The organism is Mesorhizobium waitakense (assembly GCF_056431085.1).
Genome location: NZ_JBWKME010000016.1, coordinates 224,547 through 237,060, shown reverse-complemented (window position 1 = coordinate 237,060; position 12,514 = coordinate 224,547). Strand labels below are relative to the sequence as shown.

At 62.4% G+C, this 12,514-nt stretch carries 12 protein-coding genes; 8 read left to right on the top strand and 4 right to left on the bottom strand.

Annotated elements, in window-relative coordinates:
* Positions 1–29: 29 nt before the first annotated feature.
* The 4 genes from glyS to AC07FD_RS03665 all read left to right on the top strand — a co-directional run bounded on the left by glyS (position 30) and on the right by AC07FD_RS03665 (position 5,036).
* On the top strand, positions 30–2,408 hold the full coding sequence (gene glyS, locus AC07FD_RS03680) for a glycine--tRNA ligase subunit beta (RefSeq protein WP_478348693.1): 2,379 nt from the start codon (positions 30–32) through the stop codon (positions 2,406–2,408).
* Positions 2,409–2,512: 104 nt separating this feature from the next.
* Complete coding sequence (locus tag AC07FD_RS03675; RefSeq protein WP_478348692.1) at positions 2,513–2,827, top strand: ATPase; 315 nt, start codon at positions 2,513–2,515, stop codon at positions 2,825–2,827.
* Positions 2,828–3,041: 214 nt separating this feature from the next.
* Positions 3,042–3,326 carry a YjiS-like domain-containing protein gene (locus AC07FD_RS03670; protein WP_478348691.1) on the top strand — a complete coding sequence of 95 codons (285 nt, stop codon included), beginning with the start codon at positions 3,042–3,044 and terminating at the stop codon, positions 3,324–3,326.
* Between the two features lie 93 nt (positions 3,327–3,419).
* Positions 3,420–5,036 (top strand): TPR end-of-group domain-containing protein, encoded by a 1,617-nt coding sequence (locus AC07FD_RS03665; RefSeq protein ID WP_478348690.1) that lies wholly within the window; start codon positions 3,420–3,422, stop codon positions 5,034–5,036.
* Positions 5,037–5,144: 108 nt separating this feature from the next.
* Here AC07FD_RS03665 and AC07FD_RS03660 read toward each other — a convergent pair whose 3' ends face one another.
* The gene (locus AC07FD_RS03660) at positions 5,145–5,534 is read right to left on the bottom strand and encodes a hypothetical protein (RefSeq protein WP_478348689.1); all 390 of its coding nucleotides are present in this window, start codon (positions 5,532–5,534) and stop codon (positions 5,145–5,147) included.
* Between the two features lie 152 nt (positions 5,535–5,686).
* Positions 5,687–6,229, bottom strand: a complete 543-nt coding sequence (locus AC07FD_RS03655; protein ID WP_478348688.1) for a hypothetical protein — start codon at positions 6,227–6,229, stop codon at positions 5,687–5,689.
* Positions 6,230–6,416: 187 nt separating this feature from the next.
* On the opposite strand from AC07FD_RS03655, the gene AC07FD_RS03650 reads away from it, so the two are divergent.
* The 3 genes from AC07FD_RS03650 to AC07FD_RS03640 all read left to right on the top strand — a co-directional run bounded on the left by AC07FD_RS03650 (position 6,417) and on the right by AC07FD_RS03640 (position 9,588).
* Positions 6,417–7,397, top strand: a complete 981-nt coding sequence (locus AC07FD_RS03650) for an L-threonylcarbamoyladenylate synthase (protein WP_478348687.1) — start codon at positions 6,417–6,419, stop codon at positions 7,395–7,397.
* Between the two features lie 8 nt (positions 7,398–7,405).
* The gene (locus AC07FD_RS03645; protein WP_478348686.1) at positions 7,406–8,836 is read left to right on the top strand and encodes an FAD-binding oxidoreductase; all 1,431 of its coding nucleotides are present in this window, start codon (positions 7,406–7,408) and stop codon (positions 8,834–8,836) included.
* Positions 8,837–9,021: 185 nt separating this feature from the next.
* On the top strand, positions 9,022–9,588 hold the full coding sequence (locus tag AC07FD_RS03640; protein ID WP_184871430.1) for a DUF6101 family protein: 567 nt from the start codon (positions 9,022–9,024) through the stop codon (positions 9,586–9,588).
* A gap of 50 nt (positions 9,589–9,638) precedes the next feature.
* Here AC07FD_RS03640 and ubiA read toward each other — a convergent pair whose 3' ends face one another.
* Both ubiA and AC07FD_RS03630 read right to left on the bottom strand, forming a co-directional pair.
* Positions 9,639–10,622, bottom strand: coding sequence for a 4-hydroxybenzoate octaprenyltransferase (gene ubiA / locus AC07FD_RS03635; RefSeq protein WP_478348685.1), 984 nt, complete (start codon positions 10,620–10,622; stop codon positions 9,639–9,641).
* A 31-nt stretch (positions 10,623–10,653) separates the two neighbouring features.
* Positions 10,654–11,580: a LysR family transcriptional regulator gene (locus tag AC07FD_RS03630; protein ID WP_478348684.1), complete on the bottom strand. Its 927-nt coding sequence runs from the start codon at positions 11,578–11,580 to the stop codon at positions 10,654–10,656.
* Positions 11,581–11,668: 88 nt separating this feature from the next.
* Here AC07FD_RS03630 and AC07FD_RS03625 point away from each other — a divergent pair, with 88 nt between their 5' ends.
* Complete coding sequence (locus AC07FD_RS03625) at positions 11,669–12,484, top strand: phytanoyl-CoA dioxygenase family protein (RefSeq protein ID WP_478348683.1); 816 nt, start codon at positions 11,669–11,671, stop codon at positions 12,482–12,484.
* Positions 12,485–12,514: the final 30 nt, after the last annotated feature.

Genomic DNA, 12,514 nt, shown 5'->3' with positions numbered 1-12,514 from the left:
CGGACCATCTTGCCGCGTGAGCCTCATCCATGCCTGACCTGCTTCTAGAACTTCGCTCCGAGGAAATCCCCGCCCGCATGCAGCGTAAGGCGGCGGGTGATCTCAGGAAGATGCTGACCGATGGTCTGGTCGAGGCGGGCCTGATCTATGAGGCGGCGCGCGAGTACTGGACCCCGCGGCGTCTGGCGCTCGATATCAGGGGCCTGACAGCGCGCTCGAAGGACATAAGCGAGGAGATCAAGGGGCCGTCGACGACGGCGCCCGAACAGGCAGTCCAGGGTTTCCTGCGCAAGGCCGGGCTTTCGTCGATCGCCGAGGCGCATGTCCATTCCGACCCGAAGAAGGGCGATTTCTACGTCGCCCACATCTCGAAGCCGGGCAGGGCATCGGAAGAGATCATTGCCGAGCTGGTGCCGGGCATCATCCGCGGCTTCCCCTGGCCGAAATCGATGCGTTGGGGGCCGGCCTCGGCCAAGCCCGGCTCACTGCGTTGGGTGCGGCCGCTGCAATCGATCCTCTGCACCTTTGGCCCGGAGACCGAGGAACCGGTGGTGGTCGATTTCGAGATCGACGGCATCCGTTCGGGCAACATCACCTATGGCCACCGCTTCCATGCGCCTGGCGCCATAACGGTGCGCCGCTTCGACGACTATGTCTCAAAGCTGGAGGCGGCCAAGGTAGTGCTCGACGCCGATCGGCGCAAGGAGATCATCCTTGCCGACGCGCGCAATCTCGCCTTCGCCAATGGGCTCGATCTGGTCGAGGACGAAGGGCTGCTGGAGGAAGTCTCAGGGCTGGTCGAATGGCCGGTCGTGCTGATGGGCGAGTTCGAGGAGGCTTTCCTGGCCATTCCGGCCGAAGTGATCCGGTTGACCATCCGCGCCAACCAGAAATGCTTTGTCACGCGGCCGCAGGGTGCTGCCCAGGGTCTTTCCAATCGCTTCATCCTCACCGCCAACATCGAGGCCAAGGATGGCGGCAAGGAGATCGCCCACGGCAACGGCAAGGTGGTGCGCGCCCGGCTGTCCGATGCGCTCTATTTCTGGACGACCGACCAGGGCGATTTGCCGGACCTCCATCAGCTCGCGGCATCGGCGGAAAAATTCGGACTCGATCTCAAGAAGCCGCTCGACCAGCGCATGGCGCGCCTCGACCATCTCGGCGTTACCTTCCACGCAAAGCTCGGCACGCAAGGTGAACGGGTGGAGCGGATTGCCCGGCTTGCCGAGGAATTGGCGCCGATCGTCGGCGCCGATCCTGTGCTGGCGCGCCGCGCCGCTGTCCTGGCGAAGGCCGATCTCACCACCGAAGTCGTCGGCGAATTTCCCGAACTGCAAGGCGCCATGGGCCGCAAATACGCGCTGCTGCAGGGCGAGCATGCTTCGGTCGCCGCGGCGGCGGAAGAACACTACAAGCCGCAAGGCCCTTCCGACCGTGTGCCGGCCGATCCGGTTTCGGTCGCTGTCGCGCTTGCCGATAAGCTCGACACACTGGTCGGTTTCTGGGCTATCGACGAAAAGCCGACAGGGTCAAAAGATCCCTATGCGCTGCGTCGGGCGGCGCTGGGTGTGGTCAGGATCATACTGGAAAACAGGATCACGCTTTCCCTGGGCGTCGCCAATGCGGCGGCAGTCTCCTCGGCGCTCGCCGCATATGAACGACTGGGCGAGGGGGCTGAGAGCCGTGGTGTGGTCGCGATGCTCGATTCCCGTATTCGCGACTACAAGGGGGCAAGCCAGCTGTTGTCGGAAGCGGGCTTGATCTCCAGGTTGTTGAAGGGCGGGTTGGCCAACGAAAGTTCAGAGACCTTTGGCTCCGCCGATCAGGAACGAGAGTTTTTCGATGGCCAGCGCATGATGGAATTGGGGGCATCACTGTCGCCATTCATCGCTGACCTTCTCGTCTTCTTCCATGACCGCCTCAAAGTCTACCTCCGCGACCAGGGCGCCCGGCACGACCTGATCGATGCCGTAATCACACCTCGGTCCGACGACCTGCTGCAGATCGTCCGCCGTGTCGAGGCGCTTGGTTCTTTCCTCGACACCGAGGACGGCAGGAATCTGCTCGCCGGCACCAAGCGCGCGGCCAACATCCTGGCCGCCGAGGAGAAGAAGAAAACGGTGGTCGCCAAAACTGTTGAGCCGGCGCTGTTTCGCGCGGACGCTGAGAAATCGCTGTTTGCGGCGGTGAATCAGGCTGAGAAGCAAGCCGGCGAAGCGATTCAAAACGAAGACTTTTCCGGCGCGCTGCTGGCGCTTAGCGTTTTGCGCGAACCCGTTGATTCATACTTTGAGCATGTTCTCGTGAATGATGAGGACGAGGCCGTGCGCGCCAACCGCCTGGCGCTCCTCGCCCGCATCCGGGCGGCCACCGGTCAGGTCGCGGACTTCTCGAAGATCGCTGGTTGAGGCCTGAAAATTCTGAAGATAGGCCCTTCGAGCCGGCTTACAGTCATATGACGATGATTTCTCCGTGGCAAAAGGGACATGTTCCCCAACCCACGGAGGCTTCCATGAATTCCGATCACGAAATCGAAGTGACAGAAGAAACCCCGGCTCCCGCCGAGGCGCTTGAATCCGCTTCCGAAACCGCCCTCGATCACGCTGCCGCCGCCACGGTCGAAGCGGCAGATCTGTCGGACGATGAAGATGAAGAAGGCGAAGAGTCTGACGAAGACGAAGCCGCCACGCTCTCGGGTGACGACGAAGATGAAGACGACGATGAAGACGAAGACGAAGCCGATGACAGCGTGAAGGCTGAAGGCGACGACGAGAAATCCGAAGAAGAAGAATCCGAAGACGACGAGTCCGAAGAAGAAGCCGCCTGATTTCAATCCACTGAGTTTCTGTCGACAGGGACCTGTTGCGGACGTTCTGTCGGACCATCGATCTTGAGTTCGGATCGAACCGGTGCGGGGCGCTCCCGAGGAAGCTGTCGACAGATTTCAGCTCAATTTCCTGGAATTTTCCGGACATTATCCGGACAACGCATGGGCCGTATCCCAAGCTCTCACTGTCTCGACAAACTGTGGGGAGAGCGCGATGGCCGATATATATCCTTATCCCGCCCGAATTCCATTTTTGGGAACCCGGGGCCTCCAACATGTTCCGGCATGGGTCCGAAAGCCGGCTACCCCTCCAGACGCCGAGCAGGAGTCGCGCGTCACCGATGAGGCGACCTTGCGCGAACTCAACAGACTTGATGAACAGCGACTGAAGGATATTGGCATCCGTCGAAAATGGAAACGCACGAAGCGGTTGGATCTGGGGCGAGGCATGGCTCCGGTTCCAATGCACGAATTCGATTATTTCCGGCTCAACGAGTGAAGACGACCGCCTTTTTATCCCTTCTGCGCCTTTGGATTTTGGGAACGGAACGGTAGGATCGCGATTGGTGCGCCGCCAATCACGAGGTGATTGATGCCGATTTACGAGTTCGCCGGCTATAAGCTCGATATACGACAAGGCAGGCTACTGAGAGGCGGCCAGGATGTCGATCTGCGCCCGAAATCGCTAGCGCTTCTGGTCTACCTGGTCGAAAACCCCGGAAGGGTGATCGACAAGGAGGAACTAATCGCGGCGGTCTGGCCCGAAGTCGTCGTTTCCGATGATTCGCTCAGCCAGTGCTTGAAGGATGTGCGAGGCAGGCTCGGGCCTGAGGCTGACGGTCTGATCCGCACCGTGCCTCGCCGTGGCTACATTGTCGACGAGCAGCGGATTGAGAAGCAGGATTCAAGTCCGAAATCGTACAAGCCTTCGATTGCGATACTACCCTTTCGGCCCTTGGGAAATGACCGAGAGCATCAATGGTTCGCAGACGGTATCGCAGAGGACATCTCCACAGCCCTTGCCCGAACCAGGAAGCTTTTCGTGCTGCCGCGCTATTCGCGACCGGCCCACAGCGAAGATGTCGCTTCGACTGTCGACATCGCTCGAGAACTCGGCGTCCGGTACCTGCTTGAAGGGAGTGTCAGGCTGTCAGGCGGGCATGTCCGAGTTTCAACACAGCTCCTTGATGGCGATTCCGGCGAGTTACTCTGGGCGCAACGTTTCGACCGTCAGGTCGCCGATATCTTTCTGATTCAAGACGAAATCACCGAAACCACTGTCAGGCACCTGGAGGTCGAACTCCTTCCTGGGGAACGGAACGCCATTCAACTGTCCCAGCCGGACAATATCGAAGCCTACACATACTACAGGCACGCACGCCAACTCGCTCGCCACTGGACAAAATCCTACCTGCTGCCCGCGCGCAGGATGTTTGCCAAGGCGGCTGAACTCGCCCCGGATTTCGCCCGTGCCTATGCCGGCATGGTCCTGTGTGACTGCTATCTGCTTGAATGGCATGCGACACAGGAAACCCCGGAAGCGATTCTTTCCATGGCGGATCGAGCTCTGGCCCTTGATCCTGAACTGGCCGAAGCGCATGTGGCGCGGGGTTTCGCACTCTACCGAACCGGTCGCCATGACGATGCGCAGTTGGCGTACGACAGTGCTGTCGCAGCTGAATCCACTTGCTATGAAGCCCGCCTGTTTGCCGGGCATCTTGCCTGGGTGCGCGGCCGCCGAGACAGCGCCGTTGAGCAGTTCAGGCTGGCGGCGGAATTGCGCCAGGATGACTACCTGGCGCCATTTTTCATTCTCGGCATGATCACCAAGGACGATCCGCGGAGAACGAGTTGGGCAACGCTATGCCTCGAGCGTGTTGAGCGGGCAGCAACCCTTCAGCCCGAGAATGCAGCGCTCCTGTCTCGCGGGGCCGTTGCACTTGCTCATCTCGGTGATCCGCAAATGGCGATCTCCTGGATGACGCGTGCCTTGACGATCGACCCTCAGGACATTGTCAGCCAGTACAATTCGGCCGGCGTCCATTCTTTGCTAGGCAACAAGGAGGCGGCCATGCGGCTTCTGGAAGACTATGTGCAACAAGTCTCGCCTGATATGATCGACCTGATCCGCAATGACGGCGACTTTGACGGCATCAGGGACCATCCGCGTTACGAGGAACTGGTCGCGGGGCGTCAAAATAAGCCGTAAGGCGCAGCATCGCCAACAGCCGATTGTCTTATCTGTCGACGATCCAGCGCCGCAGAGATAAAGGCGATCCAGGTCCAGGCTATGTCAACCGCGCTGTTCCTGCGTTTGTCAGTCTTCCAGAATGCTGACGCGCACGCTGTTTTCGTAGACGTCGACCTGGATCAGCGGCTCGCCATTGACGATGGCGCGCTTGGTCGAGGAGCTCATCGCGCCGGAGCGCTCCAGCATGCGCTGCAAATCGGCGCGCTGGTCGTTGGTCCTGAACCAGCCATCACCATCGTCATCGCGGTCGCGACGGTGGAATTTGTGCCAGTTGGCGCGGTCCTGCCGTACCATCTGCGCCGCAGTCTCCAGTGCATAGCCGTCACTCGCCTGATGATCCCGATCGGAAATGCGCGCGACATAGGATCCCAGCATGTCATCGGCTTGGGCCGCGCCGGCGCCAAACAAGGACGCCAGCAGAAGCCCGGCCGCAGTGACGGTTTTGAATTTTCTCATGATCAGCCCCCTTACCCCAAATGACAAAAACCCGTCTACCATGGCCGCTTGACGAAATTCGGACAGTGGCACCCAGCGGCGAAGAACCAGGACGGGTTTGCCTGCCAATGGTGCGCTGGGCGCCAGACCGCCGTCAAGTCGCAGTCCAGCCTCTAATTGGCTTTGCTGACCCCGCGAACGGGCTGGGTTGTTGCTCGCGCGGGTGCTCTCGGTGGCGAGGCCGAGTTTGTGCCGGCGTCTCCTGCGGCGGCGGCGGAGGCTGTAGCCGTTGCCGGCGCAGTACCTGTCGCTGGCGCGGTGCCCGTCGCCGGCGCGGTGCCCGTCGCCGGCGCGGTGCCCGTCTCTGGTGCTGCGGCTTTCGCCGAGGCGGCGCTTGGCGCCGGCGCCGAGAAGGCGGGACCGACCACGCCGCCGCGAATGACCATAGGGTTCTGCTCAAACCCATGCCTGGCCCCGGGCTTGTCCGTGATCGCTGACACCTTTTCATAAGTGACGTCGGGCTGCGCTTCGCCGAGCCCTACCACCGACTGCACATTGCTGGCCTTGGCAGCATCGGCGGTCTTCAGCGGCTTGGCGGCATCGAGCTTGATGATGGACGGTGTCGAGGAAGGCACGCCGGGAAAAACCAGCGACGAGGCCTGTGCCCCGCCGGTCGTCACCGCAAAAACAAGCCCCAGCAGCATACGCACAGACACGATGATCGCTCCCCTTTGCCCAGAACTCGCACAGTAGCGGGCCGGAATTGATGCCGGCTTTCGCGGGAACCTAGCATTTTAGCGATTGATAAATCGCCAATGCCCAGATTACCCAACAGCGACTTGCCTCAACAGCCGACTTGCCCAACAGCCGCCATCGTACTACGCAGCCGGCATCTGCGAGGTGATGAGAGTGGCTGAAATACTTGCCGTCGGCGAGGCGCTGGAGCGGGCGCTGGCGCTGCTCAGGGGCGGCGATGTCGTCGCCATCCCTACGGAAACCGTCTATGGGCTTGCCGGCGACGCCACAAACGGCATCGGCGTGGCGCGCATTTTCGAAGCCAAGGGACGGCCCCGCTTCAACCCGCTGATTGCCCATCTCGCCGACATGGCGATGGCCGAGCGCATTGCGCTGTTTGATCCGCTGTCGAAGAAACTGGCGCTTGCGTTCTGGCCGGGTCCTCTGACGCTGGTGCTGCCGCAGCGGCTCGGCAACGGCATCCACCCGCTGGTCACGGCCGGGCTCGATACGATTGCCTTGCGCATGCCAAGAGGCTTTGGCGGCGACCTCATCGCCCGGCTTGGCCGCCCGCTTGCCGCGCCCAGCGCCAATTCATCCGGCAAGATCAGCGCGACCACGGCGCAAGCGGTGGCGGCGGATCTCGGCGCACGCATAAAGCTGGTGGTCGACGGCGGGGCGACGCCAGTCGGGCTGGAATCGACCATCGTCAAGGCCGAAGGGGAAAGATTGCGGCTGCTCCGGCCCGGCGGCATTGCCGCCGAAGACATCGAGGCGGCCATCGGCATGGAACTCTTGCGCGGCGGCGCCGCCGGCGTCGAGGCGCCGGGCATGCTTGCCTCGCACTATGCGCCTGACGCCGCGATGCGGCTCAACGCCGGAACAGTCGGTGAGGGCGAAGCCCTGCTCGGCTTCGGCAGCCAGCGAGCCGAAGGCTGGCGACACGCCGCCGCGTTCATCAACCTGTCCGAGACAGGCGACCTGCGCGAAGCGGCGAGCAATCTTTTCGCTTATATGCAGGTACTCGACAGCAGCGGCGCACGGATTATCGCCGTCGAGCCGGTTCCCTTCGACGGGCTTGGCGAGGCGATCAACGATCGGCTCTCGCGCGCCGCCGCCCCTCGTGACAACATCTTGGCAGCAACGTAGTTTTCCCCGTGACCGAAATATCAGAGAAACTCGATCCCGCTCTCATCGATCGCTTCGCGGCGATCGTCGGGGACAAATACGCGTTGCGCGACGAGCAGGATATCGCGCCTTACCTCACCGAGCGGCGCGGGCTTTGGCATGGTGCGACGTCGCTGGTGCTGCGGCCCGGCAGCGTCGAGGAAGTCAGCCAGATCATGCGGCTGGCGACCGAGACGGGAACGCCAGTCGTGCCGCAAAGCGGCAACACCGGGCTGGTCGGCGCCCAGGTGCCGGACAGATCCGGCCGCGAGATCGTGCTGTCGCTGTCGCGGCTGAACCGCATCCGCGAGATCGATGTCTTGTCCAACACGGTGACGGTCGAAGCCGGCGTCATCCTGCAGACGCTGCAGGAAGCGGCCGCTGGCGTCGACCGGCTGTTTCCGCTGTCGCTGGCCGCGCAGGGCTCCTGCCAGATCGGCGGCAACCTGTCGTCCAATGCCGGCGGCACCGGCGTGCTTGCCTATGGCAATGCGCGCGAACTCTGCCTTGGGGTTGAAGTGGTGCTGCCGACAGGCGAGGTGTTCGATGATTTGCGCAAGCTGAAGAAGGACAATACCGGCTACGACCTGAAGAACCTGTTCGTCGGCGCCGAGGGCACGCTCGGCGTCATCACCGCCGCCGTGCTCAAGCTGTTCCCGAAACCGAAAGGGCGCGAGGTGGCTTTCGTCGGCCTGTCATCGCCGCAAGCAGTGCTCTCCATGTTCAGCCTGGCGATGGACCGCGCCGGGGCAGCGCTCACCGCCTTCGAGCTAATCGGCAAGCGCCCGTACGACTTCACCCTGGCGCATGCCCAGGGCGTGGTCCGGCCGTTGATCGAAGATTGGCCGTGGTATGTGCTGATGCAGATTTCGTCCGGCCGCTCGTCCGAGGATTCGCGGGCATTGATCGAGGACGTGCTCTCGGCTGGTCTCGAACAGGAATTCGTCGGCGACGCAGTCATTGCCGCAAGTCTTGGGCAGGGCGATGCCTTCTGGAACTTCCGCGAGCTGCTGCCCGAGGCGCAGAAGCCGGAGGGCGCTTCGATCAAGCACGACATTTCCGTGCCGATCGCTTCGATCCCGCGCTTCATCGAGGAGGCCGCCGGGGCGGTGGCGTCGGTGAGTGCTGGCGCCCGCGTGGTCTGCTTCGGCCATATGGGTGACGGCAATCTGCACTATAACATCTCGCGGCCCGTGGACGGCGACGACGAGGCGTTTCTCGCTCTCTACCATCCAATGAACAAGGCCGTGCATGACGTGGTGCGCAGCCTGCATGGCTCGATCTCGGCCGAGCATGGCATCGGCCAGTTGAAGCGGGACGAACTGATCGCCACAGCGCCACCGATGGCGATCGACCTGATGCGCCGGGTGAAGGCTGCCTTCGACCCAGCCGGCATCATGAATCCGGGTAAGGTTATCTGATCCTTTCGGCGTCTTGTGGCTGGTGGCATTCCGATAACCATCCCGCAGATCAGCAAAATTTAACCGACTTTCTTAAGCGGGGCGGTAAGGAGCCCGCGCTACTGTCTGCTCACAAACGAGGCTGGAAAAACCGGCCCGGAGAGAACCGGACACCGGCTCTCAGGAGACAGACAGGAAGGGACTCTATGAACACCGGACTGAAGCCAGTCTGGGCCGGACGCAACATGCGTCTCGACCCATTCCGCCTGCCGCAAGTGGTCAGCTACGCCACACGCGACGACTACGGCGACGTGACCTTTACCATCGACAAGCGGGGCGCAGTGATCCGCCGCATGCTCGAGATGAGCGGTTTGCCGGCGATCATCGCGCTGCCAGCCAATGCGTTTCGCGGCGTCGCCGCCCGTGCGATGGAGGATCCGGACGGCAATGTTACGGTGACGCTGGAGCTCCTGCACAACGATCCGATGCTGTCGGTGCCGTTGCTGGTGGCCGATGATCTCGAAGATGTCGCCGCCGACTGGCGCGCCTGGGCCGATGCCTACCGTCTGCCGATGCTTTTGATCGAATCGGACGGCGTCGCCCGTACCCTGGAAGAGTCGCTCGGCGCCGCCATCAAGACGCTGCCGCCGCAGGATCGGCGCAAGGGCCGCGTTTCGAACATGCGCCGCCCGCGCTTCCTCGCCCGCCGCAGAGCCGGCGATCTCGGTCTCAGGCTGGTCATCGACGGCCAGGAGATCATTTCGCGCGAATAGGAAGAGCTTGGCGCGTTCTTCCTTCTCCCACGGGGAGAAGGAAAAAGCCGCTAAACCAGCGGCTTCAGCGCCACCCACACAGCGCCGCCGATCAGGCCAAGGAAGATCAGCCAGCCGACCTGGTTGTTCGAACGGAACAGCCGCAGGCACTGGTCCGGATTGTCGATATCCAGCACGGCGATCTGCCGGGCCATATGCGCGCCGGCGGCGATCAGCCCGGCCAGCGCCACCACCGGAGCCTGTGCCGACGCGAAGGCGATGGCGAAGCAGACCAGCGTGCCGCCATAGAGCCCGACAAGCCATGATTTGGTGTTGTCGCCGAACAGGCGTGCCGTCGAGCGCACGCCGACAATCGCGTCATCTTCCTTGTCCTGATGCGCATAGATCGTGTCGTAGCCGATCACCCACAGGATCGAGCCGATATAGAGCATGATGGCAGGCCCATCGAGATCGCCGAACTCGACCGCCCATCCCATCAGTGCACCCCAGGAAAAGGCAAGGCCGAGAACCAGTTGCGGCCAGTTGGTTATCCGCTTCATGAACGGATAGACGGCCACGATGGCCAGCGAGCAGATGCCGAGCAGAATGGCGAAACTGTTGAACTGGGTGAGCACCACCAGGCCGACCAGCGCCTGCAGGACAAGAAACACCCATGCCCGCCGGCGCGTGGTCTTGCCCGACGGCAGCGGCCGCGACCGGGTCCGCTCGACCTTGTTGTCGATGTCCTCGTCGACGAGGTCGTTGTAGGTGCAGCCGGCGCCGCGCATGGCGATGGCGCCGATCAGGAAAAGCACGAGATACAATGGCGCCGGCAGCAGCGAGAGCAGCGGATCACCGGGACGCGGATAGGCGCTCGCCGCAAGTGCCGCCGACCACCAGCACGGCCACAAAAGCAATTGCCAGCCGATCGGCCTGTCCCACCGGGCAAGCTGCGCATAGGGCCATATCGAGCGCGGCAGCACGCGATAGACCCAATGGCCGTTCGGTGCATCGGCGACACGGCCCTGGGTCGCTTTCGACTGGATCGGTTCCATGCTGCTGGATTGGCAGCAGACTGGAAGGCCGTCAAGCAGTCTCGCTTGCGGACGCGAAGATGTCATGAGAGGCGAACCAATCCTTCGCGACCTCGATGAACGCCAGCGCCGCATTCGAGACGCGCTGGTGCGTGTCATAGGTGAGCAGGATCCGCTGCATGGGCAGCGGATCGGACAGCGGCTTGCAGATCAGCGGCAGGCCGTCATAGCTGCGGTCGCCATGCGGGCGGGTGTAACTGACGGCGACGCCGAAGCCATTGGCGACCATGCTGCGCTGGAGTTCGAACGAACTCGTCGTTGTGTCCGCGACCGGGGAGAGGCCACGGCTGCGGAACAGGTCGAGCATGTGCTGCCAGCTGTGCGGCTGGTCTGTCGTGATCAGCGGATAGGCGGCCAGATCCGCAAGGCTGACCTCGGAACGATCCGCCAGGGCATGGCGTGCCGGCAACAGCGCATGCGGCCGAAGCTCGCGTAGCAGGATGCGGGCAAAATGTGTCGGCAGGCTGAGATCATAGGTGAGACCGAGATCGATGGCTGCATCGCTAAGCCGCCGCCCGAGCGTCTCGAACGTCTCGTCGCCAACGACGATTTTCACGGCCGGATAGCGTTCGGAGAAGGCGCGGATAAGAGTCGGCGCGAAGAAAGGCGCCAGGTCCTCGAAACATCCCAGCACCAGTTCACCGCCGACGGCCGATTTGCCTGAACCAAGGCCGACGAGTTCGTCCGTTTCGGTGAGAACCTGTCTTGCCTTCGCCACGACAGCCCGACCGAACGATGTCGGCGAAACGCCGCTGCCCCGCTGGCGGACGAACAGCTTCTGGCCGAAATTCTTTTCGACGGCGTCGATGGCCACCGAAATCGAAGGCTGCGAAACGTTCAGCATTTTCGCGGCGCCGGTGACGCTGCCATGACGCGCAACGGCGACCAGATAACGCAGCTGCGTGAGGGTCACATTCATAGGTCTGTTCTATGTACCAAATGAGAAGTTATTATTTTACTGAATGAAAGCGGGTTGCGATAGTCGGTCATTCCAAGAGGAGAACGCCATGGCTTCCCAGACCCAGACAATCGACACACAGACGATCGACGCAAGGACAATTGCCGACTACCAGCGCGACGGTGCGGTTTGCATCCGCGGTGCTTTCAAGGGTTGGGTCGACACAATTGCCGCCGGCATAGAGCGCAACATGCAGAACCGCAGCGCCACCGCGTCCGATATCGCCAATGGCTGCGGCAGTTTCTTCGATGACTATTGCAACTGGGAGCGCATTCCCGAATTCGTCAGCGTGGTGCGGGATTCGCCCGCCGCCGAACTGGCAGCCGCGGTAATGCAGTCGCGCACCGCGCAGTTCTTCCACGATCACGTTCTGGTCAAGGAACCCGGCACGCAGAAGCCGACGCCCTGGCACCAGGACATCCCCTACTACTTCGTCGATGGCGGGCAGACGGTGAGCTTCTGGATTCCCATCGATCCGGTGAAGGAGGCGACGCTGCGCTTGATCGCCGGCTCGCACAAATGGGACAAGATGATCCTGCCGGTGCGCTGGCTCGACGACAGCAATTTCTATGCCGGCGAAGGCGACTATCTGCCGGTGCCGGACCCGGACAATGACCCGTCGATGAAGGTGCTCGAATGGGAAATGGAGCCGGGCGACGCCATCCTGTTCGACTTCAGGACCGCGCATGGCGCGCGTGGCAACATGACCTCGGCACGGCGCCGGGCGCTGTCGTTGCGCTGGGTCGGCGACGATGCGCGTTATGTCGAGCGGCCGGGACGCACCTCGCCCCCCTACCACGGCCATGGCATGCAGCCGGGACAGAGGCTGCGCGAGGACTGGTTCCCGGTCATCTTCCAGGGCTGAAGGGGATTGCCAGAAAATCGGCGGCGGTGT